The 21760-nt window shown below is 49.9% G+C and carries 20 protein-coding genes and 1 pseudogene; 6 read left to right on the top strand and 15 right to left on the bottom strand.

Features of this window, described 5'->3' with window-relative positions; all coding sequences use genetic code 11:
* Window positions 1–202 precede the first annotated feature (202 nt).
* The 8 genes from ACO0K8_RS16450 to ACO0K8_RS16485 form a co-directional block, all read right to left on the bottom strand.
* Window positions 203–622: an organic hydroperoxide resistance protein gene (locus tag ACO0K8_RS16450; protein WP_126126739.1), complete on the bottom strand. Its 420-nt coding sequence runs from the start codon at window positions 620–622 to the stop codon at window positions 203–205.
* 217 nt (window positions 623–839) lie between these two features.
* Complete coding sequence (locus tag ACO0K8_RS16455) at window positions 840–1295, bottom strand: MarR family winged helix-turn-helix transcriptional regulator (RefSeq protein ID WP_422947738.1); 456 nt, start codon at window positions 1293–1295, stop codon at window positions 840–842.
* Between the two features lie 187 nt (window positions 1296–1482).
* Entirely contained in the window at window positions 1483–2853 is a 1371-nt protein-coding gene (gene gorA / locus ACO0K8_RS16460) for a glutathione-disulfide reductase (protein ID WP_422947739.1), read from the bottom strand.
* A 196-nt stretch (window positions 2854–3049) separates the two neighbouring features.
* Window positions 3050–3493 (bottom strand): cyanase, encoded by a 444-nt coding sequence (gene cynS, locus ACO0K8_RS16465; protein WP_422947740.1) that lies wholly within the window; start codon window positions 3491–3493, stop codon window positions 3050–3052.
* 63 nt (window positions 3494–3556) lie between these two features.
* Entirely contained in the window at window positions 3557–4489 is a 933-nt protein-coding gene (locus ACO0K8_RS16470) for an ABC transporter ATP-binding protein (RefSeq protein WP_422947767.1), read from the bottom strand.
* A gap of 10 nt (window positions 4490–4499) precedes the next feature.
* Window positions 4500–5369, bottom strand: a complete 870-nt coding sequence (ntrB, locus tag ACO0K8_RS16475; protein WP_422947741.1) for a nitrate ABC transporter permease — start codon at window positions 5367–5369, stop codon at window positions 4500–4502.
* Window positions 5370–5377: 8 nt separating this feature from the next.
* Window positions 5378–6772, bottom strand: coding sequence for a CmpA/NrtA family ABC transporter substrate-binding protein (locus ACO0K8_RS16480; protein WP_422947742.1), 1395 nt, complete (start codon window positions 6770–6772; stop codon window positions 5378–5380).
* A gap of 185 nt (window positions 6773–6957) precedes the next feature.
* Entirely contained in the window at window positions 6958–8352 is a 1395-nt protein-coding gene (locus tag ACO0K8_RS16485; RefSeq protein WP_422947743.1) for a CmpA/NrtA family ABC transporter substrate-binding protein, read from the bottom strand.
* A 534-nt stretch (window positions 8353–8886) separates the two neighbouring features.
* Between ACO0K8_RS16485 and ACO0K8_RS16490 the strand changes: the two genes are divergently transcribed.
* The 4 genes from ACO0K8_RS16490 to ACO0K8_RS16505 all read left to right on the top strand — a co-directional run bounded on the left by ACO0K8_RS16490 (window position 8887) and on the right by ACO0K8_RS16505 (window position 12391).
* Window positions 8887–9192, top strand: a complete 306-nt coding sequence (locus ACO0K8_RS16490) for an NIPSNAP family protein (protein ID WP_422947744.1) — start codon at window positions 8887–8889, stop codon at window positions 9190–9192.
* A gap of 167 nt (window positions 9193–9359) precedes the next feature.
* A complete protein-coding gene (locus ACO0K8_RS16495) occupies window positions 9360–10418 on the top strand; it encodes a DUF2804 domain-containing protein (RefSeq protein WP_422947745.1) in 1059 nt (352 codons plus the stop codon).
* A 114-nt stretch (window positions 10419–10532) separates the two neighbouring features.
* The gene (locus ACO0K8_RS16500) at window positions 10533–11111 is read left to right on the top strand and encodes a cysteine hydrolase family protein (RefSeq protein WP_422947746.1); all 579 of its coding nucleotides are present in this window, start codon (window positions 10533–10535) and stop codon (window positions 11109–11111) included.
* 125 nt (window positions 11112–11236) lie between these two features.
* Window positions 11237–12391 carry a CsgG/HfaB family protein gene (locus ACO0K8_RS16505; protein ID WP_422947747.1) on the top strand — a complete coding sequence of 385 codons (1155 nt, stop codon included), beginning with the start codon at window positions 11237–11239 and terminating at the stop codon, window positions 12389–12391.
* A 666-nt stretch (window positions 12392–13057) separates the two neighbouring features.
* Here ACO0K8_RS16505 and ACO0K8_RS16510 read toward each other — a convergent pair.
* The 7 genes and pseudogenes from ACO0K8_RS16510 to ACO0K8_RS16540 form a co-directional block, all read right to left on the bottom strand.
* Window positions 13058–13474: a type IV pilin protein gene (locus ACO0K8_RS16510; RefSeq protein ID WP_422947748.1), complete on the bottom strand. Its 417-nt coding sequence runs from the start codon at window positions 13472–13474 to the stop codon at window positions 13058–13060.
* 4 nt (window positions 13475–13478) lie between these two features.
* Window positions 13479–13982 (bottom strand): pilus assembly PilX family protein, encoded by a 504-nt coding sequence (locus tag ACO0K8_RS16515; protein ID WP_422947749.1) that lies wholly within the window; start codon window positions 13980–13982, stop codon window positions 13479–13481.
* An 8-nt stretch (window positions 13983–13990) separates the two neighbouring features.
* On the bottom strand, window positions 13991–14749 hold the full coding sequence (locus tag ACO0K8_RS16520) for a PilW family protein (protein WP_422947750.1): 759 nt from the start codon (window positions 14747–14749) through the stop codon (window positions 13991–13993).
* Window positions 14749–15243, bottom strand: coding sequence for a type IV pilus modification protein PilV (gene pilV, locus ACO0K8_RS16525; protein WP_422947751.1), 495 nt, complete (start codon window positions 15241–15243; stop codon window positions 14749–14751). Before pilV ends, ACO0K8_RS16520 begins: the two co-directional genes overlap by 1 nt.
* Before the next feature lie 26 nt (window positions 15244–15269).
* On the bottom strand, window positions 15270–15668 hold the full coding sequence (locus tag ACO0K8_RS16530; protein WP_422947768.1) for a GspH/FimT family pseudopilin: 399 nt from the start codon (window positions 15666–15668) through the stop codon (window positions 15270–15272).
* Between the two features lie 12 nt (window positions 15669–15680).
* A pseudogene (locus tag ACO0K8_RS16535) lies at window positions 15681–15785 on the bottom strand (prepilin-type N-terminal cleavage/methylation domain-containing protein); the annotation flags it as partial.
* A complete protein-coding gene (locus ACO0K8_RS16540; RefSeq protein ID WP_422947752.1) occupies window positions 15785–19081 on the bottom strand; it encodes a pilus assembly protein in 3297 nt (1098 codons plus the stop codon). The pseudogene ACO0K8_RS16535 and the gene ACO0K8_RS16540, both read right to left, overlap by 1 nt.
* A 615-nt stretch (window positions 19082–19696) precedes the next feature.
* On the opposite strand from ACO0K8_RS16540, the gene ACO0K8_RS16545 reads away from it, so the two are divergent.
* Both ACO0K8_RS16545 and ACO0K8_RS16550 read left to right on the top strand, forming a co-directional pair.
* Window positions 19697–20545, top strand: coding sequence for a DUF6348 family protein (locus ACO0K8_RS16545; protein ID WP_422947753.1), 849 nt, complete (start codon window positions 19697–19699; stop codon window positions 20543–20545).
* A gap of 185 nt (window positions 20546–20730) precedes the next feature.
* Window positions 20731–21759, top strand: a complete 1029-nt coding sequence (locus ACO0K8_RS16550; RefSeq protein WP_422947754.1) for an ABC transporter substrate-binding protein — start codon at window positions 20731–20733, stop codon at window positions 21757–21759.
* Window position 21760: the final 1 nt, after the last annotated feature.

Genomic DNA, 21760 nt, shown 5'->3' on the forward strand with positions numbered 1-21760 from the left:
GATGAAACCTGCACTTACCCGGATTCCAGCAAAACTAACATATTCCATGTAAAGCAGTCTTTACATATTAAACGTAAAATTGGCAATGTCAAGCAAGCTTTACATCAGCATTGAAAAATAATGGCGCTCGATTGCAAACGTCAAAAAAAAAAGCCGCTCGGTACGCCGAGTGGCTTTCTAGAACTAACAGTGCCTAGTGCAATTACAGCAAAGTAACTTTAACATCGATATTGCCGCGGGTAGCGTTTGAGTAAGGGCAAACTTCATGCGCCTTATGCACTAGCGCTTCTGCAGTGGCGCGTTCCATACCAGGGATGCTCACGTTGAGCGCCACTTCCAAGCCAAAACCACCCTTGCCGTTGGGGCCTATGCCAACCAGACCGTTGACGGTGGTGTCGGCTGGCAAGCTAATCTTCATGGCGGCGGAGACAAATTTCATAGCGCCGATGAAGCAGGCGGAATAACCGGCGGCGAACATTTGTTCCGGATTAGTACCATCACCACCGGCGCCACCGAGTTCTTTTGGTGTCGTCAACTTAACGTCCAGATGTTGGTCGCTAGATGTGGCGCGGCCATCACGACCGCCTGTTGCTGTTGCGTTTGCTGTGTAAAGTACTTGCATGATATTTCCTTGATAAAAGTGTGAGTTAGCTAGCTGTGAACGCGCATCAAATCGGGCGTCTTATTACGGCGGAGAGCAGGGCCGACAGAAGGATAATAGCGCACAATTTAATTGTGTGCAATTTAATTTGAAATGTTTTCGCGTGGATAGAAATAGGTTATTTCTTCCTTCGTCTGCTGAGTTTGTTGGCTGCGCGCAGTGTCAGTTCTACTTTGGCTTAATTATTTTTGCTTAAGTCATCGCGAATCTGCGTTAACTGGCCGCGCAGTTGCATTAACACCTCGGCGCTCTGACCGCTGGCGCACATCACTGAGATCGGTATTGTTTTTGCGGCTTGCTTGAGTTCTCTGCCTTCAGGCGTGAGAGTAATGCGCACCTGGCGTTCATCCAGTGCATCGCGCGTGCGCTGCACTAATCGCGCAGCTTCCATCCGTTTGAGTAAGGGCGTGAGCGTGCCGGAATCGAGAAATAATAATTCGCCTATGTCTTTGACTAAAATACCGTCTTGCTGCCACAACACCAGCATCACCAAATACTGCGGATAGGTCAGCCCAATTTTTTCCAGCAAAGGCTTATAGGTCTTGGTCATCGCCAGTGAGGCTGAATACAGGGAGAAACAAAACTGCTTATCGAGTGTCAGTAAGTCGAGCTCAGGGCTGGGTGTTTTTTTCATGAGGGCAGCTGTTTATCTTGGTATATGAGGCGGATTATCAGGCCTGTTGGCCAGTTAATCAAATCTTCTTTTAGCTGCCTAGCCCAACGCGCATATCCCATGCGGGCTGCAGGCCATGCAGGCTGGAGACCCGCATGGGATATGCGCGCTGGGCTTGCTCGATTTTAGATTGCTGCAAGAGATATAGTTAATCGCCTACTGCCACCCGCATGGTGACAAATTCTTCAGCGGCGGTGGGGTGTATGCCTATGGTGCTGTCGAACAGCGCCTTGGTGGCGCCGGCCTTCATGGCCACCGCAAAGCCCTGTACTATTTCACCGGCGTCGGCCCCCACCATGTGCAGACCTATCACTTTGTCGCTGGCATCGTCCACGACCAGCTTCATCAGCGTGCGTTCGGTGTTGCCGCTTAAGGTATGTTTGAGCGCTTTGAACTCACTGCGATAGACGCGGATCTTACTAAATTGGGCACGCGCATCGGCCTCGCTATACCCTACCGTGGCGATATTCGGATGGGTAAACACGGCAGTGGGGATCAGTTCATAGTCCATTTTTTTGCTGTCATCACCAAACAGATGATCGACCAGTTGCATCGCTTCACCCAATGCGACCGGGGTTAGTTGTATGCGCGCCGTGACATCACCGAGTGCGTAAATTGAAGGCGCTGAACTTTGATAGTTTTGATCAACGATGATGGCACCGCTGGCACTTTGTTTGATGGCCGCATTTTCCAGCCCTAGATTGCTCACTTTGGGCACGCGTCCGGTGGCGTACAAGACTGCATCGACCGTCAAACTAGTGCCATCTTTGAGTGTAATCTGCAGACCATCTGGCTGGCGCTCGATGGTGGCGACATCGGCGTTCAAGCGCAGATCTACACCAGCCTTCCTCACTTCGGCAGCCAGAAAGTGACGTACATCTTCATCAAAGCCGCGCAATACCTGTTCGCCACGATATACCTGTGTAACCTGTGCCCCCAGTCCATTGAAAATCGAGGCGAATTCGCAGGCGATATAGCCGCCGCCGACCACCAACAGCCGCTGCGGGAAAGGGCTTATGTCGAAGATCTGATCTGAACTCAGTATGAATTCTTTGCCAGAAATTTCAGGTAGCATCGGTGTGCCGCCAGTGGCGATCAGGAGTTTATTGGCGCTGTAGCTTTGAGCATTGACCTGTACCGTATTGGCGTCAATCAATTGCGCCCAGCCTGCAATGATCGTCACCCCAGCATTGCTCAACAGGTTTTGATAAATGCCGTTTAGCCGGCTGATTTCTGTGGCGCGGTTGGCCTTCAATCGTTCCCAATCGAGGTGCGGTTTTTCTGGCATGCTCCAGCCATAACCATGCGCCTCTTCAAAGGCCTCCGCGTAATGGGCGGCATAGCTATAAAGTTTTTTCGGAATGCAGCCTACATTGACGCAGGTGCCACCTAGTGCGGCGCTCTCGACCAAGGCCACGCGGGCACCGCGCTGGGCTGCCATGCGTGCTGCGCGTACACCGCCACTGCCACCACCAACGACCAAGAGATCATACTCAAAATCGTGCTGTATTTTTTGCATAAAGTTACCTAAGAAATATGTTTACGGTGCGTAGATAAGTCGGCACATCACAAGGCGAATATTTGGAGTATAGCGCGCCGCGGTTTTTGACGTGCATAGAGCGCTTAACAAGAGATGGATAGTTCGCCGTAGCAGAGATGCTAATCGCTACCACGGCATTGCCTAAAGCAGGCGGAGGGGGCGCCGAGGGGCGATCTTAATACGATTTGTAAGGCAAAAATTTTCCGCTTAAAACGACCTTGACCCTATCACCTTTCGGATCGGGTTCACGCGTGATATCCATAGAGAAATCGATCGCGCTCATGATGCCATCACCGAATTCTTCATGGATCAGTTCTTTGATGGTTGTGCCATAGACATTGACGATTTCGTACCAGCGGTAAATCAAAGGGTCGGTCGGAACCGCGGTGGGCAGTGAGCCTTTGTAGGGCACTATTTGTAACCAGGCGGTTTCTTCGGCGGTCAACGAGAACAAGTTTTGCGCGATCTCGGCTTGATGCTCATCCAGACTCATTTGACCCAGGAGCGCGGCGGTAGTCCATTCCTTGCTCTTACCCATTTTTGCAGCAATGTCGCTCCAGCGCATTTTTCTTGCAACCTTGGCAGAGAGTATTTTTACGCTGACTTGATTTCTATCCATGAGTGTTTCTCCTTTAGTGATGGGGGTAGACAAATACTGAAAGATTGAAGACGTGCCAAACTGTTAAAGATGCGGCGCATTGCGCCAGTTTTGATTGCGTTGTTCAAGGCTAGTTGCCGTGTTCGATTCCTCGGAGCTTGCGTCTATATCCAGACCAGGGCGTACTACCCGTGTCACTTCGTCACTGGCTGTATGGCGCGCGCTGACGCTTTGCTCTTGTATCAGGCGTGAACGGTTAACCAGAAAATCAACCATGTGATTGCGTATTTTATAGAACTGGGGATCGTGATGCATGGTGGCGCGAGTACGATTCTTGGGCATGGTATTGACGACGATCTCCGCAATGCGCGCATGCGGGCCATTTGACATCAGCATGATGCGATCGGCGAGTAAAATCGCCTCATCAACATCATGGGTAACCATGAACACTGTTTGATGCGTCGCTGCACAAATTTTCAGCAATTCATCCTGGATCACGCCGCGCGTCAACGCGTCGAGTGCGCCAAAGGGTTCATCCAGCAAAAGCATTTTTGGCTCTATAGAAAAAGCACGTGCTATGCCTACGCGCTGTTTCATGCCGCCGGATAATTCTGAAGGTTTTTTGTGCTCTGCGCCCACCAGGCCGACCATCTTCAGATAGTGCATCGCCTGAGCGGTGACCTCGGTTTTGTGAAAGTCCGGCCAGCGCGATTTGACTGCGAACTCAACATTTTGCAAGACGCTCAGCCAGGGCATCAGCGCATGCCCTTGAAATACCACACCTCTATCCAGACTAGGCCCAGAAATTTCTTTACCATCCATTTTGATGCTGCCGGCGGTCGCGCTATCTAAACCGGCTAGCAGATTGAGTATGGTGGTTTTTCCGCAGCCGGAGTGGCCGATGATGCAAATGAATTCGCCTTTTTCTATGCCGAAACTGACATCGTAAAATACCGATGACTCCTCGGTCTCAAAGCGCTTCGCCAAAGATTTTACATTTAAAAAAGCGGTTTCCATGATCCCAGGTTCAGTCAACATAGCTGACAAACTGTTGCAGACGCGCGAAGATCAGATCGAGCAACATCCCTACCACGCCTATCAATAGGATCGCGAACATCACGCTGGTCAGCGACAGGTTGTTCCATTCGTTCCAGACGAAATAACCAATCCCGGTGCCACCCACCAACATCTCGGCGGCGACGATGACTAACCAGGCGATTCCCATAGAGATGCGCATGCCGGTCAAAATAGTCGGTGCGGCGGCGGGCAGTATTACTAGCAGGGCTTTGCGTAGTGGTGACACTTCCAGGGTTCTGGCAACATTAATCCATTCTTTCCTTACCGCCGCCACACCAAATGAGGTATTGAGTAGCATAGGCCAGATCGAACAGATGAAAATCACAAACACGCCGGAGATAGAAGAGTCCTTGATCGTGTACAGAGCCAAAGGCATCCATGCCAGAGGTGAGATAGGCTTAAGAATTTGTATAAACGGATTGAGTGCGCGCTGCATCAGCGGCGACATGCCAAGCACAAAGCCAAGTGGTATTGCAACCAAAGCCGCAATCAAAAATCCCAGCCCAACCCGCGCCAGGGAATAGCCTAGTTGTATGCCTATGCCTTTGTCGTTGGGGCCATTATCGTAAAATGGATCAGACAAATGTTTGCGCATCGCCAGCCCCATTTGTGCCGGACTTGGAAACCCTGTTACTTTGCTTTCGCTCTCCTTACTTTTTCCCATTAGTTTGGCGTAGTCGTCGTCTTGCTGGGTCTGTGGCGCAAGCACTGATGCCGACGTAGTAGCAGGTGGTAAGGTAGCGAAATGCCATCCTGCCAGAAACAGCAAGAAAATCAGCAGCGAGATCAGGGCGGCACGCAGGCCCAAATGAGTAGCCATCGACTACCTTATCTTTTGATCGTAAAACTATTGATATAGGTATCGGCGCTGTTTGCATCGAATTCCTTGCCCATAATCTTCAATTTTTTGTAGCCTGAATCCGGGCTAGTTTGCCCTAATTCCTTCATGTATTTCTTCGCATCAGTGAGTAGAAAAATTCTTTCAGTGATCGCCTTGTAATCGACCTCGCCTTTGATATATCCCCAGCGCTTCATCTGGCTCAGTATCCATACGCCCATTGAGTACCAGGGCACAGGATCGAAATCTGCGCGGTTCGGCACATTTTTGATATTGCCCAAACCATCGGCATAACGCCCCGTCAGCACTTGCTCGACCACGGTTTCAGGTTGATTTAAATAGGCTACCGGAGAAATAACTTTGGCTACCAGCGAGCGATGTGCAGAGTCATGCGCCATAGCGGCAGCGTTTAAGACGGCACGGTAGAGTGCCGCAAAGGTATTTGGATTTTGTTTGACGAACTCATCGGACATACCAAATGCGCAGCAAGGATGACCATCCCAGATCTCTTTCGATAAGATGTGGATAAAACCCACTTCATCATATACCGCACGTTGGTTAAACGGATCTGGGCCGAGGAAACCATCGATATTCCCTGCGCGCAGATTTGCCACCATCTCTGGTGGCGGCGTGACGCGTAATTGCACATCTTTATCAGGGTCGAGTCCGTGCTCTGCCAGGTAATAACGCAGCAGAAAATTGTGCATGGAATATTCAAACGGTATCGCTAGCTTGAAACCCTTCCAAAGGCGCGGATCGCGTTTGTCCTTGTGTTTGACATGCAGGGTAATCGCCTGACCATTGATGTTTTGTATGGTGGCGACCCGCATTTGTGTGGGATTGGAGCCTAAACCCATAGACATCGCCAGCGGCATCGGTGACAAAAAATGCGAGGCATCAAACTCCTTGTTGACCATCTTGTCGCGTATCAAGGCCCAGCCTGCGGTCTTGTGCAGAGAGACATTGAGTCCCTGTTTTTTATAGAAGCCCAGCGGATCGGCCATGATCAGGGGCGCAGCGCAAGTGATCGCGATAAAGCCAATTTTTAAATCTTTCTTTTCTATACTGCCTTTTTTTTCTTGTGCCATCGCCTGCAATGACGCCATAGGCAAGACGCTGGCGATGGCGGCACGCGCGGTGTTGATGCCGACAGCGCGTAAGAAATTACGACGCAGCTGATCATCGGGAAATAGTGCGCGCATTAGCGCTTCTTCGATGACATCTTGGTTCAGGGTTTCGGGGTCGCGTACCCGCGCCAGACTGGCTAACTCTTGCTGATGTAATTCTGCGGCGAGATGCTGTTCGGAATTTTGGTGCTGTCCGCAGGAGCAAGATGTGCTGTTGTTGTGCTCAGGATCGTAAGGTTTGAAAATGGATAGCGACATCGAAAAGCCTCCCTTAGTGAGTTGCAGATAATGTAACAACCAAGAGGCAATTGCGCAACGCCAATATGCTGTCTCCTTGTTTGTTTAAAACAACGTACGACTTGGGCAAACAGCGCGGCTAGGTTCTTACACGCGTTTAGCCTTGATTATTTTGCTTAAACCCTCAATTCAAAAATACCAGTACTTCAGGCCTGATGCGAGATCGCGAAGCTATTCACATACTCCTGCGGTTTTTGCGCGTCAAAGCTTTTTCCCATGATGATGTGCTTGCGGTAGTTGCCCTTGGGCGGATTCCAGCCGGCATGCGCCATATGCTGTTTTGCATCGGTCAACATGAATACCTTTTCGGCGATTTGCGCATAGTTGACGTCGCCTTTGATATAGCCCCAGCGTTTCATCTGGGTCAGCATCCAGACCGCCATACTTTGCCAGGGCACGGGGTTGAAGATGGCGCGATCCGGCACCGAACGGGTATTGCCCAGACCATCGGGGTATTTGCCACTCAAGATCTGCGAGATCACTTCCAGCGGCTGATTCAGATAGGCTTGCGGTGCGATGGTTTTAGCGATTTCATAGCGGTCGGTAGACAGGCTGGCGATCAGTGAGGCGCTGATGATCGCGCGGAACAAGGCCGCAAAGGTATTTGGATTCTGTTTGATAAATTCATCGCTGGCACCAAAGGCGCAGCAAGGGTGCCCGTCCCAGATATCTTTCGACAGGATATGGATAAAGCCGACACCGTCAAACACCGCACGCTGGTTAAACGGATCTGGCCCGAGAAAACCATCTATGCTGCCATCGCTTAATTTTGCCACCATTTCTGGCGGCGGCACCGCGACGATTTTGACGTCTGCATCCGGATCGATACCGAATTCAGCCAGATAATATCGCAGTAAAAAATTATGCATGCTATACACAAACGGCACTGCCAGTGTGAAACCCTTCCATTGCTTAGGATCACGCTTGTCTTTATGTTTTAAGTGCAGAGTAATGGCCTGACCATTATTGTTCTGTATGGTGGCAACGGACGTGGGGAAGGGCTCATTGCCCAGGCCTAAGCTCATTGCTAGCGGCATAGGCGAGAGAAAGTGCGAGGCATCATGTTCTTTCTTGATGACTTTCTCACGTATCATGCCCCAGCCGGCGGTTTTGACCAGGTGCACGTTAAGACCCTGCTCTCGATAAAATCCCAGTGGCTCGGCCATGATCAAGGGGGCCGCGCAGGTAATCGCGATAAAACCGACCTTCAATTCTTTGCGCTCTAAATTGCCGCTAGATTCTTGTGCCATGGCCTGCATACTTGCCAGTGGCACTAGGCTGGCGATGGCCGCCATCGCTGTGCTGCGACCCACCGCACTTAAGAACGCTCTGCGCGTTGGCTCGTGCGGAAACAGTGCCTTGACTAAGGCGGCTTCCAGGAAATTACGACTGATTTCATCGGTGCTGACGATCTGTTTGCTCTGCTGCTCTGCGTGTTGATGTGGGGCATGATTGCCACCACAGCCGCAGGCGATTAAGAGGGGGCGCTCGGCGTTGTAGGCGTCGTGTGCATCGTAGGCAATGGGACCTTGATCAGACATGGAGAAGACTCCTTGTGTATGAAAACCGGAACAATTAAACAACGAGATCCACGGCTGGCATTGATCACAAATTCTGCGGAAACCAAATTTGTATCAGAGTAAAATTTTAGGCTTGCGTGGAGGATAAAAAAAGATTTCAGGCGAAAAAATAATCAAGAAAATTGCGTGCTGAACTCAAGACTAGGACATTTGTGGCGAGCTGTCCATAGTAATTTGATTTCCGCATGGAAATATTTTTTTTGTTTTCTTAATAATGCCTACAGAAAAAATCGCTTATCTGGATGCTAGCCACATACCCCATGCTAAGTCTTTCGCTATTTCTCGTCGGGCCAGGCTGATGGCCTCAGCTAGTTGCCGATAATGGGAGTCAATAGATCACGTTTTGGCAACCAATCCTGTACCGTCTAGTATTCTGTTACGAAGCTGATCGCTCACTATTTCCCTAAAAATCAAATGCTTGGTAGAATTAAAATAATTAATTATTTGTCTATGACATCAGTCTTGCCAAAATTTCCTACCAATTTGAGAAAATCTATGATTACCTGTTACCTGCGCTATGTGATTGATCCGTACAAGCTCATGGAATTTGAGACTTACGGAAAGATGTGGATACCGCTGGTGGCGAAGTTTGGTGGAGATCATCACGGCTATTTTCTGCCATCGGAAGGCGCTAGCAATATTGCACTGGCGATGTTCAGTTTCCCATCGATGGCGCTGTATGAAGAGTATCGCGAAAAATCTTTTCTGGACCCAGAGTGCATAGACGCTTTTAAATATGCCGAAAAAACGCGTTGCATCGTCAGCTATGAACGCTCATTCTTTCGACCTCTGTTTGAATAAACCCCGGCTTTGCCTCCCGTTCAAACTTCCCAAGACGCCAGGCCCAAGGCGCATAGCCGGTGCGGCTTGCAGGCCCTATGCTCTGCGAAGGCGCATGGAATATGCGCGCTGGGCTTGCCCGGTGTTGAGTTTTTAGCGACTTCCTACAATATTTCTAGATCGCCAATATGACAGCTTCAAGTTCGGTTTTGGTTCGACCCTCAGACGTAAACGCTGCATCCCCTTTGACATTGGGAGCTGCACCGTCCAGTGTTCTTGCTACTAATGGAAGTGTCAATTTTGGTAAATATGTCGGCAAGCTGGGGCAGATAGACTGGCGGGGGCTGGCGGCGCCGCATAAACGGAGTTGGCTATGGCAGCACTTTCACCATAAGCAATGGCAATATGTGGCGCTGGCGACCGCCGATATTTTTTGCGGTATCGCGATTGTCGATGTGGGCTGGACCAATACTGCCTTTGCCTATGTCTTTGATAGGCGCGAGCGGCGCATCCTTGCTAGCTTCTCTCAGGACGGCCTGCCCGGTCTGAGTGCCAGCTTGAATACGCATCCTGCCGATGGTGCCTCCAGTAGTTTTCGTTTTCTGAAAAATCATATTGATTACCGTCACCTGGCCGCCAGCCAGAGTTATCAACTGGCGCTGGAATGCGGTGATTTTGCGATTGATGCCAGTTTTGATGCGCAAGCAGCAGCGCCATTTTTGAGTGCGATCGGCCAGGTGGCTGGCGGCAGCGTGCATGCCACGCTGAAATCTTCAGGCCTGCCTTTGCGTGGCAGCGTCCACATCAAGGGGCGCGAGTTTGACTTGTCCGGTGGCATCGCCAGCTTCGATCATAGCAACGGCTTTCTGGCACGCGAGACCGAATGGCGCTGGGCTTCAGCACATAATCTAGAGCTGGGTTTTAATCTGCAGGCGGGCTATTTCGGTAACAATGAAAACGCCTTATGGCTAGATGGACAGCTCATTTCTCTGGGAGCTGCACAGTTTGAGTTCGATCCCGCGCAACCCCTGTTGCCCTGGCATATTTATACCGAGGATGGTTTGCTCGATCTAGAATTTCAGCCGGAAGGCTGCCGCAGCGAAAATAAAAATCTGCTGATTGCTGCCAGCCGCTACGTACAACCGATAGGCACATTTAGCGGCTGGGTAAAGGCCAGCAAGGATGCGCCCGTGCGCAAGATAGCCAATTTGGTGGGGGTTACCGAAGACCATTTTTCGCGTTGGTGATGTCAGTTGAGCACTCTGGAGTTTTGTTTTTGAGTTTCAATGCGTGAGCTGTAATGTCTGCACATCAATGACCCATTTCCCTGTCGATGACTGGCTACTTTTGAATTTGTATCTATGAATCATTCCACGCTGATCACCTCAAACCCAGCCCTCATCATCATCGATATGCAACAAGGCATGACTGAGTCTCGCTTAGGAGCTAGAAACATGCCTGAGGCCGAGGATCATATCGCGCAATTGTTGGCGACCTGGCGTAGCTTGGACTTGCCTATCGTCCACGTGCGACATATGTCGCGCTCGCCCGACTCGGTGTTTTGGCCGGGGCAAGCTGGCGCTCAGATACAGTCGCGATTTACACCATTGGTCAACGAGTATGTGATGGAAAAAAACGTCACCGATGCGTTTTGCAATTCTGGCCTGGAGCGCTGGCTACATGGGCGCGGGATCAGTTCGCTAGTGATGGTCGGAGTTGCTACCAATTATTCGGTAGAGGCGAGCGCCCGCAGCGCCGCCTGTCTGGGTTTTAAGCTTGTGGTGGTGAGCGATGCCTGTTTTACTTTTGATAGAGTCGATTGTAATGGGGGGCTGCAAAGCGCCGAGCAAATTCACCAGATGTCGCTGAGTAACCTGCAAGGTGAATATGCGGAGTTAATGCTTACCGCCGATCTACTTTTACAGTGCCAACGGGACTAAGTGTCAATTCTGGCCTAAGTTTATTTTCGTGTAAAAAAGTGTAATATTTTGCGAAATTTCGCATTGACAAAAATTTCAAGATATACTCCCGAACTTATTAATAAATTAGCATTTTCGGAGAGAATATGAAGCAGCCACTACCCTTAGTCCCGTCTGGCAAATTGGCGCTGTTGTCAGCGGCCTTGCTGCTTTGTAGCGCACCGGTGGTTGCCAACGCTGCCGAAATGGGCACAATCGAAAAATGTAATCGCAATTTTGGCACTTTGGCGATTGCCGAGCCACAAAGCGAGATACTTACTTATCTGGGGCGTTACAAGTTGGGTTCGCCATCGACCATGTTGCGCATGATCGCGCAAGAGTCGGGCTGCTTCACTATCGTTGAACGCGGTGTCGCGATGCAAAACTTACAGCAAGAGCGCGCGCTGGCGGCAGCGGGGCAGATGCAAGACGGCTCGAATGTCGGTGGCGGCCAATTGCAGGCGGCCGATTTTGTGATGACACCGGCGATCCAATTCTCCGAAGATACCGGAGGTTTGAATGGCGCTATCGGTGGTTTGTTCGGCCACTTGCCGGGGGCCTTAGGTGCTTTAGGCGGCTTGGCTGGAGGGCTTAAATTTAAAGAAGCAGAAACCACTTTGCTGTTGGCCGATGTACGCTCGGGGATACAGGTAGCAAGTGCCGAAGGTCAGGCTAGTAAAATGAATTTTAGCCTTGATGGCTGGGGCTGGGGCGGCATGGGCTGGGCCAGCGCCGGCGGTTATAGTAAGACGCCGGAAGGGAAATTGATCGCGGCTAGTTTGCTCGATAACTTCAATAAAATTGCTCTCGCGATTCGCGATAAACCGCAACTCATACAAGCCACCTCAGCATCCTCAAAACGCAATGCGGCAGGCTCTATCCGTGCTAGCAATCCGCGTGAAGCGACTGCGGCAAGCAGTAATTACTCAGCTCCGCCAAGTTCAAATAATGCGGGCGCAGCGTCAGGCTTGGGTGGTATGTACGCGGTAAAATTTACCGGTGACGATAATGGTACGGTCAATGTCATGGTCAATAACAGCGGTGCCATGACCGGCATGGGCGTGTCGAGTAAGTACAAAACCAATTTTACCGTCTCTGGGACGATTAGCCAGATCGGTGAATTTATCCTGACCGGCGCTGGCAAAGCCGGTGCAGCCCAGTTCATGGGGAGTATCGATGCACAAAGCGGTGCCGTTATGGGAATGTGGCAATGGGGCGGCAATTCGCCGGCACAGGGAACCTTTAGCGGTCAAAAACAGTAAATTTGAAATAACGATCTTGCGGAACTGCTGCGCTTACACAGAGCTATCTCATGCCTGTTGCAGCAGTTACACCGCAGTGTTCGATGTAGGCCTGTAAAAATCTTTCTAGTGGCAAGCCCAGAGCGCATATTCCGTGCGCCTTTGCGGCCTGCCTGGCCTGTAGGGCGCATGGAATATGCGCCCTGGGCGAGTGCCCGTTAATATTTTCTGAGTATGATTTTATCTGGTGCTGCGCCTTGTGCATCACTAGCGCCCAGACTGGCTGATTTCTCGCAACTAAAGTGTGTCGATTTTGTATGGCATGCTGATGGACGGTAGATGGCGGATTGGGTGCGTTTGATCAAACCCTAAATTAACCTAACATCCATTTTATTCGAGCCATTGCACCTAGGTGCAGATTTCATTGTCAAATCGAGATGGATTATCTGACGCAAAAACAAGTCCAAATTTTATCAAAATGAGGCGCTTGCCTGGAGTTCATTACGAATGGTGGAGAATGAAAAACTTCAGCTTATCTATATTTACGTGATGCCATGCGTAACTGGCGCGCACTTCAGGTGGTCTGGGGCGATAATTATGTTAATAACCGCGATCAAGAGCTGTCGCGATTATTAACATATAGCAGGTATTTTTGATATTTAGCTCTGGTCATAGCGAGCAAAAAACTTATTTTGCCCAAGTCCCAGTCCTGGCACCAGAACTCGACAGACTCTGAGCACCATCGGCTGCCTGCATAGAACCTACCACAGGGGTAGACGTAATGCTAAATGTATTGGCTGCGCAGGTAACTGAAAACGTATAGTTAGACGTGTCAGAAGGAGCCGTAGCACCGCAGGTCGTTCCAGTTGCCGTAGTCACATACCTTCCATTCGTCGAGTAATACCGCTCCAGCGCTTGGGCGTGCGCTTCGATTATCTGCTGGACGTCAGTTCGGCGCGTTTTGACAACGTTTTGTCGGTATGCCGGCAGAGCGATGGATAATAGTATTCCCAAGATCGCTACTACTATCATTAATTCAATTAAGGTAAACCCTGTTTCTTTCGAACGCGGGGATAGGCGGAGAGTTTTTATACGTGATTTCATTTTATTAGTCAGCTGGGCAAATATAGGCAATGGTTTGCAGGACGACCACAGACGCGGAGTTCAAACCAACACCTCGTCCCATAATACTGTAGGCTTTACAAGAATTTTTTGTTGGTGATGGGGTGAAGGAGGCGTCGCTTAGCCAGTTAATTAAAAATTTCGCTGAACTTAATTGTCCAGAGGCAATTGTTGCAGCGGATGCATTTGTATCGCTCCAACTAGCGGGCAAACTGTTACCAGTATGTTCAGCGGCAGCTCCTGGTAGGTTGGCGTAGGTACAACCACCGTCAAGACAAGCCGTTCCAGCGGTTTGAAGCAAGGCAAGGCCTTGTGTCAAGGCTTGTTCTGCCGCCATTTTTGCGCGCCCCCGATCCATGCTGCTACCACTCATGCGTTCGCCAACATTGGCCAAGCGCATCCCGTTCAGGACCAATAAAGTCACCGACACCAATAAGATTAGCGCGACGATCAAAATAAAGCCGTTTTGTTTTTTTTGCTTTTTATGCATGAAAATTCCTAGCGGTTCTTAAGCAAGATGGTAGTTCGAAACACACGATAGAGCTTATGATCGCTTTGTGTATTTGCCACGTCGACGCCTGAGCAATTTTTTACCGCTGCGGCTTTTACTAAAGAGCTATCAGATGCCTCTGAACGTAATAGCAAGCAGAGCTTGACTGCCATGATCTGATCTGCAGTCACGCCAGTTGGTAAGGCCGTGACATAACTATCAGCGATACAGTCACGCGGCTTGGTGCCATCGCCCAATGTTACCCCGCAACCAAAATTGGCGATGGTGCCGGTCGGGCCGGTATCGATACCAAATTTCACTTGAAAATCGACGACTTCGCTACTGTTTCCAGTACCAGATACTGCCGGTGCAATCCAGTCTATCGCTCCACATTGCAATTTTCCATCACTCGTCTTCTTTATGACCAGTGTCTGTGCCGCCGCCGCCGCCGGCACCGCACCATTGCATCCAATTAAATTTGTACCGTCGGCTTCGAACTTGAGTGTTAGCCCGTTTGCTGAGATCGCGATATGATCGGCGGCAATTTCCTGGGCTGGTGACTGTCGAAAACCTGCCTGAGAAATGACGCGTTGCATCATGGAAAGTGCATATAGTCCTTCTTCGGTCAGCGCTGATTGCATGCTCTGCAATTTGTAAGTGTGTCGAGACGAAGTGTAGTTATTGCCAACCGCAATCAGACCGACCATAGATATGGTAATCGCTATCATTAACTCTATGAGCGAAAAGCCGTTTTTACGCATACTCATTATTCGATCACCACGCTGTAACTAGTATTAGAGGCCTCTTTGCGATTATCTAGCCACGTAATCGTCAGAACATAGCGAAAATAATCTGTCGAAGAACTGGCCGTCGAAGCTAAGGTGAAACTTGCGCCTGGCAATTGCGAGGTCAAGATGCCATTCCATTCAATCATTTCGCTATTCACCAAAGCTTGATAACTTGCTCTATCACCGTCTTGGTTAGCGCAACTAGCTGGTGTCGGGCTGCACTTAGAAAAATCGGGTGGCTTTGCTGGTGCCGGATTGGCGCCAGTACTTACCATGTAAGGTGTACGGATCGCACGTATGCGATCCCCCAGGTCATTGCCGAGATCTACCGCAATGCTGCGATAAAAAACGCTCTGATTCATGGTAATGTTTTTAGACTGGGTAGCGCTCAGTCCTAATAAGCCAAAGCCCAATATGAACATCGCCACCATAACCTCCAGCAGACTGACACCGCTCTGACGTTTCATCTTCATAGTTTTCAGCTTAAATTTGGATATCCTCATGAGCACACCGTCGCATCAATTCGCTTATCGACACGCCCAGAGGCGGCAATATTGACTGTCATTTGCTTACGAGTTGGGGCGCAAATGGTAAAGCTGCTAGCGGCGGTCGGCGTGCCTAGGGTTCCGACAAACTCCACAGCAAGCGCCGCGCTGCTAACCGTAACACCAGATTTGCTCGAGATACGTTGGCTGATGGTAGTACCTTCAATTACTAGCCAACCCTTGATCCAATCGTTGGCGTCGGTCGAGCATACTGTCGCCGTATCTGGTGTTGCAGCCGGACATACCTTGAAATTTTTGCGCTGTTTGATTGCCTCCATGCGCGTGCCATTGATGGTGCGAACCAATAAATCGGTCTGAGCAGACAAGCGGGCATCGCGTACTAAACCGCTCATATTAGGTATGGCGACCGCTAAAAGAATGGCGGAAATACTGAGAGCTACCATTAGTTCGATTAAGCTAAATCCTGTTATGTTGCGATTTAGCCAAAGCACTCTGTTATTCGTTCTCATTATTTAATCTCGCGCCAGAGAGTGGTTTCAATCTTCACCGCGCCTGAAGGAGGCTCTGGCATGCAATCTTTGTCCAGGTCCGACTTGCCCAGCACGCCGCCATACACGCAGCCCTTGTTCGATGCCTGGCGCGCTATCGCGATACCTCTGGTGGTGGTACTCGTGCCATGTCCTGTATACACACCCATGGAGTTTGCCTCGCGCAAGGCAATCACATTACCTATATTCCCCAGACCGCCATCGCTACCGCTAGGTGAGCTTAATACAGCAGCAGACGAAACATAACTAAGTTCGGTCGGAATCCCGTCTTTTTTGTACCCGCTCATATAGGAGATAGTAGGGCCAGTGCCGATTTTATCTGCGGCAGTCGATTTGCCATCGCCGGTAACGTCGATAAAGCTAAAATCAGCCCCGGTGGATTTATTGTTTTTACGCACGACTGAGCCGGTTAGAGGATTGACACCGACGATCCAGCCACTACCACCAGGTAGGCATTGTTCTGTACTGATCGGTACACCGGTGCCAAATAACACGCGGTCTTCAAACACCATAGGCGAAGTGACTAGGCGTTCGCTGGAGTCTGGTAAATTGATATACCAGCCCATCTTAGGTGCAGACAAGGCTAAATTGGCAGCCGAGGCAATATCAAGTTTATTCGCAGCATCGTCACTAGCACTGATCTTGCGGTAGGTGCCGATCCGAGTCGTGTTCTTGCTATAAGTGCTGGTTTCAAACTGTTGCTGTTGCAAACTACTGATTGAGACGGTACTAGGGTTGGACTCCATCTTGTCAAGCACCCCATACAGAGTTTGGGTCGTGGTGTCCTTACGGTCGATATTGGTGAGCAATTGACCGGTACCAAATAAAATAACATTTCCGAGCGGGGTGCCATCGGCCGCTTTATTTACCGGGATTAAACCGGGGCGCATGATGATGGGATGGCCGGCACCTGCATCAAACAGCGGATTGCTCGCCACTTTAAAATTATTAGGGTCGGTCAAATCAAAGCGCCATAATTTACCATTCACATCACCGGCATAGACAAAATCAAGTACTCCATCTTGTCCATAATCTAAGCCCGCAGGCGAGGATAGACCAGAGCTGCCCGTTACTGGGATTCTTGCGATGATTGCCCCAGTCTCAGCATTTAGGATAGTCAAGACGGATTCTTTATTCGTAGTTTTTTGTCCACCACTAGCGGTGTCGTCCCAATTGCTCTCATAGCCATTGGCGAATATTGCCGCTGGTACTACCGTATTTGTACCTGTCCTGACGTTATAAATCAGTGGAGTGCCTAGCGTATACCCCATACTCTTATCGTTGATATCATTATATTCCCACTTAATGGCGGAAGTTGCGGCACTTAGTTGCGCATTGTTAGTTGCATCGAGTGCGTAATAGCCCTGCCCCCCTTGGCCTAAACCTCCCACCACGACGGTCTTCCAGCTAGTGCCAGTTTTGATATCTTGTTGGCGCATGCTGCCATTCACATGGTAAGTATGCGGTGTGCCTGCGCTTTGTCCATAATCGCTGGCCGTCAGTGCCTTCAAGCGGGGGTAAACTGCCTGCGGGATATAACCCATCAGTTCGCCCATGGTCGCGATATCAAAAGCATGTGCCATCCCATCGTTGGCACCGATCAAGACAATATTACGCGCCGCATTGCTGCTAATATAACTGGCGTAATCCGCTTCCGGAGTCGAGCCACTAGGCTTGGTGACCACCACGGGTTGACCATCAACGATGTCGCCCAGCAAGATTGTTTTACCCAAAGTCGCGTTATAGCGGGAGCGAAAGCCTGCAATCAACTCTTCGCCACGCAGGAATCGCATCACTTTTGTTTGTTCTGTGGCATCTGCACCCAGTGATAATTTCTGTGCGGGCGATAAGCTAGTGAGGTTACTGGTGGCGAAAGAGTAACGCTCAGTCTGAAACAAATTATTTACCTTAGACGTATGTATCTTGCGAGCGGACTCGGCAGGTATCACCGCTTCAGGGCTAGGCGTACAAGCGGCACCCACGGTACCGTCGGCGTTCAGTGAATAACATAAGAGTTGGCCATACCAACCAGCAGGATTAAATACCGGTTGAAACACCTTGTTGCCAGCGGTGGTAATTTCGCTTTGGGTGGCGACACCACCCGCGTTTGAGGTTGATGCCACGATACTATCAACTGCTGATTTCAACGCAGCAGCCAGTTGTTTTTCGTCAGTGGTTGTTTTATATTTGCCGCCGCCTACTTTGGCGGCCGCTGGTAAAACGTCATTGTCAGTGCCAAATCCAACTGTATAGGTGATTAAATTTTGCTTGGCAAATTTCACATCATCAAAGGACTTACCATCCGCATCATTGCCGCCTATCCGTAAATCAGCGACGCGTGCATATTTGGCTACGTCGCGTATCGCCCGAAAGCGATTGTTCGGGTTGCCGCTTCCAAAGCCGGGATTGGTATTGGTGAAGCTACCATCGTCTTTTTCCAGCTCGGACGGACAGTTGACCGACAAGTCATCAGCAGCATTCGTGTCGGCCTTTGTACATACGGAGAAATTTTTTGGCACCGAAGCGCCATTTTGATCGCGAGCGACATAGGCAAGAGCCGGCATGCTAGAGCCGGGCAAGTTGTCGTCCCCGGTAGCATCACCGTCGGTAACGACAATGACAAAATTTTTCTGGCAGCGATACTGTATCGGGCTCGTGTAGTTACCCGTAATTTTATTGTAAAGAGAGGATTTTCCTTCGAAATAACGTGTAACTTCCAACAAACCTTCGCCTAAAGGCGTCCCTGTTCTGCCATTAAGGGCGGAAATCGCTGCATTTAAATTATTATAATTAGTATCATTATTCGGCTCATCAATATCTTTGATTCCAGCGCGCAGTACGCCAGCCTCGGAGCGCTCAGCCCCCCCAATGCTGCCGGGTTTATCTTCAAAAGAGAATAGTCCGAAACGCAAATTGCGGTTATTTTTAATTAACTCCTTAGCCACGCCCTTGGCTTTATTCATCTTGGTATTTGGGTTGATATCAATTTTGGCGCGATAGTTTGCATCGTTATTAACGCATCCGCTCCAGTTGGCGTTCGAATCACAAATATTAGTTAACATCCATGCATTATTGGTATCTTGCAACATACTGCCTGAAGTATCGATATACAACATGATATTCGGGGTCACTGAAGAAGACAACGTAGGCGGCAGCGCGGGATAAGGCTCGGCAGCAAAGCTAGGAATGGCCAAAACCGGGAATGCAAGGAAAATTGCCAGACAAAGTGGCTTAGGGTTGTAACTTTGTCGGCGCATTTTTTGCATCCTTAGTATGAGATTTTGAGAAAAGTTCACATACTATCAGGAAATATTCAGCAGGCCTTGCACAAAAACAAGAAAATTGTAACAAGGTGTGAGTAAGTCAACAAAAATAATATGGCAAGTGTGTCATCTTTTTAAGATGTTAAAATAACCATAATACTTGGACGATTGCTGGTGTTTACTATTAACAGCGAGCAAGCATAGCATCAACGATTTTGCCTATTACCTAAAAAATAGGAGTCAGGCTGATACCAGCAATATTTGCGCGATGAGAAGAAGATGTCTCATTTCAGTACTATTTTTTTGTTAGTTTTTTCGGACAAGCTTGGTCCTCATTCTGTTTTAGCATAGTTGAAAATTTCAAGTGGCCCCGCCAGCGCGCATATTCTATGCGCTTCTCCAGCCTGCCTAGCCTGTAAGCCGCATGGGATATGCGCGCTGGGCTCATGCCTTTTTTTAAATTTCTAAGTGTCGAATTCGCAGGCGCGGCGCTGCGAACGTAGCGACGTATCTGACTATCTATATCCGCATCGCCCATACAGACTGAAAATCCGTACAATGCGCTGTTTGGCAGTGCCGCTTGCACCGCCTCTTTCTTAGCGCATTTTTATGTCACTTATCAATATTTTCAGCTCTTTCAAGAATAGATTTTCTTCAACGGCCAAGTTGCCTGCGCTTGCCCATCCTGAGGTCGCAAGTGTCGCAACGCAGCGGCAAGCTGATCCCACTCTGATGCAGGCGCTGGCTGATCTCTTACTGATAGAAGGGATAGAGTTCGCATGGAGCGACGCCGGGCTGCGTCTGGCCAGTGGTTTGCTGTTGCAAGTGGAGCCTATAGAATCCATTACTTTGGCCGATGGTCGGGTGCGCACTTGCACGAAAATGCATGTCGCGCATCCCGAATATTTTCCGGATGGGATTTATGAGTATCAGCATGCGATAGGGGCTAGCGAAGCGTTGGCGGTCGCCGAGGGTTTTCGCGCCTGGACGCAAATGGATCTGGTCGTTTTGACTGACGCGACGCGTGAGACTCCCTTAGACTGCACCGTGATAGAGATGAGTGTGGCGCCGGGGGCGCAGCCGGACGGTATGCAGTATTACCGACAGGTGCTACTCGGCCCGGTGGCGCATCTAGCTACGCTGCCTGCACCCGAACCCAAAGAGGCACATCCGTTTTGTCCTTGCTGCCTGTTTACCGAAAGCACAGCGGCCTTGCATGATTTGCTGCAAAGCCAGAAGTTTTTGGGGCTGCGTATGTTTGTCTCGCGCGATAGTCAGGGCAGATTGGCGGTGGATTGCCGCGTGAATGGCGAGGATTTTGACGGGGTGCAAGATAGCTTGACCGCCTATGCACGTAATTGGCCAGAACGCGGTTTGGAATTCCGAAAACAATATGTGCTTATGCGCAGTCGGAGTCGCAGCGCGGGCAAGGATGATCAGCGCCCAGACAGCAATTGAATAAGCTCAAACGCGTTGCAAAAATTTGGTCTATGATGTTGTAAATAGAAGTTTTTTTGTCAATAAAAACATCTAAGAACTTCGGTAAAATTTCTCCGGATTGGTGGATACAAAGACGCTGGGAGCGGTTTTGCGTAAGTCCTAATGTGGGAGATTCAGAAGCCCATCCTCTGGAGAATATAGATATGAGTGCAGCAAAACGCAATAAAGTGTTGGCTGTTACCTCAGCTCTGACCTTGATATTCGTTTTGCTGTGTGGGTATTTTTGGCAGCCGTTAATGGCGCGCATACTGCCACCGTTGTCGGGACGGCATAAACTCACTATCGCAGTGACCACCTATCCTGGCTCCGGCCTGCCTTACCTGGCCCTGGCCAAAGGTTATTTTGGCGAAGAGGGACTCGATGTCACTCTGCAGCCGCATACCAGTGGCCGTGATGCGCTTAACGCGGCACTGAAAAATCACGCCGATCTGGCGACGGTTGCCGATATCCCTGTCATGTATGCGACCATGAACGGCGAGCGTGTCAGTATTGTGGCAACCATTTTTACAGCAAGTAGGGCGTACGGTGTGGTGGCGCGGCGTGATCGTGCAATTCGCACACTGACTGATTTGAAAGATAAGCCGGTCGGCGTGACCTTTCGCACGGATGGCCATTTTGTACTCAGCACTATGCTGGCCCGGCATCGTTTAGGATTAAATCAGTTAGATTTGACCAGTCTCGCGCCGGAGAAAATGTTAGCTGCTCTACAGAGCGGAGAAGTCGATGCGATCGCCACCTGGGAGCCCTGGTTAAGTGCTGCTAAACAGACGCTCGGTGCCAATGGCGTAGAGTTTCGCAGCGATGGCGGCTTCGTGCTTGACTATAATTTGGCGGCCCGCAGCAATTGGGTGGTGACCAATCAGGATCAGACTCAGCGCGTGTTAAGAGCCTTGCTTAAGGCTAAGCGCTATGCTGATGACATGCCAAAAGAGGCATATGCGATGATCGTAGCGCTGATGGGTATTGATCCGGCTACCTTCGACGTGGTTGGACCGAATTACCGCTTCGTGGTGCAACTAGACCAGAACCTTTTGATTATGTTGGAAGATCAGGCGCGTTGGGCAATGCAGAATAAATTTAGCGAACAGCGCGTCATGCCGAATTTTTTAAACGCGATTAACATGGATGCACTGACGGCAGTCCAGCCCGATGCGGTCAAGATAGTGCGCTAGC

Source organism: Undibacterium sp. Ren11W, assembly GCF_049340485.1.
Lineage (GTDB): Bacteria > Pseudomonadota > Gammaproteobacteria > Burkholderiales > Burkholderiaceae_D > Undibacterium.

What these genes read in the sequence shown, in the direction of transcription:
- ACO0K8_RS16450 (WP_126126739.1), bottom strand. Translation starts at nt 622, where the DNA reads ATGCAAGTACTTTACACAGCAAACGCAACAGCAACAGGCGGTCGTGAT.
- ACO0K8_RS16455 (WP_422947738.1), bottom strand. Translation starts at nt 1,295, where the DNA reads ATGAAAAAAACACCCAGCCCTGAGCTCGACTTACTGACACTCGATAAG.
- gorA (WP_422947739.1), bottom strand. Translation starts at nt 2,853, where the DNA reads ATGCAAAAAATACAGCACGATTTTGAGTATGATCTCTTGGTCGTTGGT.
- cynS (WP_422947740.1), bottom strand. Translation starts at nt 3,493, where the DNA reads ATGGATAGAAATCAAGTCAGCGTAAAAATACTCTCTGCCAAGGTTGCA.
- ACO0K8_RS16470 (WP_422947767.1), bottom strand. Translation starts at nt 4,489, where the DNA reads ATGGAAACCGCTTTTTTAAATGTAAAATCTTTGGCGAAGCGCTTTGAG.
- ntrB (WP_422947741.1), bottom strand. Translation starts at nt 5,369, where the DNA reads ATGGCTACTCATTTGGGCCTGCGTGCCGCCCTGATCTCGCTGCTGATT.
- ACO0K8_RS16480 (WP_422947742.1), bottom strand. Translation starts at nt 6,772, where the DNA reads ATGTCGCTATCCATTTTCAAACCTTACGATCCTGAGCACAACAACAGC.
- ACO0K8_RS16485 (WP_422947743.1), bottom strand. Translation starts at nt 8,352, where the DNA reads ATGTCTGATCAAGGTCCCATTGCCTACGATGCACACGACGCCTACAAC.
- ACO0K8_RS16490 (WP_422947744.1), top strand. Translation starts at nt 8,887, where the DNA reads ATGATTACCTGTTACCTGCGCTATGTGATTGATCCGTACAAGCTCATG.
- ACO0K8_RS16495 (WP_422947745.1), top strand. Translation starts at nt 9,360, where the DNA reads ATGACAGCTTCAAGTTCGGTTTTGGTTCGACCCTCAGACGTAAACGCT.
- ACO0K8_RS16500 (WP_422947746.1), top strand. Translation starts at nt 10,533, where the DNA reads ATGAATCATTCCACGCTGATCACCTCAAACCCAGCCCTCATCATCATC.
- ACO0K8_RS16505 (WP_422947747.1), top strand. Translation starts at nt 11,237, where the DNA reads ATGAAGCAGCCACTACCCTTAGTCCCGTCTGGCAAATTGGCGCTGTTG.
- ACO0K8_RS16510 (WP_422947748.1), bottom strand. Translation starts at nt 13,474, where the DNA reads ATGAAATCACGTATAAAAACTCTCCGCCTATCCCCGCGTTCGAAAGAA.
- ACO0K8_RS16515 (WP_422947749.1), bottom strand. Translation starts at nt 13,982, where the DNA reads ATGCATAAAAAGCAAAAAAAACAAAACGGCTTTATTTTGATCGTCGCG.
- ACO0K8_RS16520 (WP_422947750.1), bottom strand. Translation starts at nt 14,749, where the DNA reads ATGAGTATGCGTAAAAACGGCTTTTCGCTCATAGAGTTAATGATAGCG.
- pilV (WP_422947751.1), bottom strand. Translation starts at nt 15,243, where the DNA reads ATGAAGATGAAACGTCAGAGCGGTGTCAGTCTGCTGGAGGTTATGGTG.
- ACO0K8_RS16530 (WP_422947768.1), bottom strand. Translation starts at nt 15,668, where the DNA reads ATGAGCGGTTTAGTACGCGATGCCCGCTTGTCTGCTCAGACCGATTTA.
- ACO0K8_RS16540 (WP_422947752.1), bottom strand. Translation starts at nt 19,081, where the DNA reads ATGCGCCGACAAAGTTACAACCCTAAGCCACTTTGTCTGGCAATTTTC.
- ACO0K8_RS16545 (WP_422947753.1), top strand. Translation starts at nt 19,697, where the DNA reads ATGTCACTTATCAATATTTTCAGCTCTTTCAAGAATAGATTTTCTTCA.
- ACO0K8_RS16550 (WP_422947754.1), top strand. Translation starts at nt 20,731, where the DNA reads ATGAGTGCAGCAAAACGCAATAAAGTGTTGGCTGTTACCTCAGCTCTG.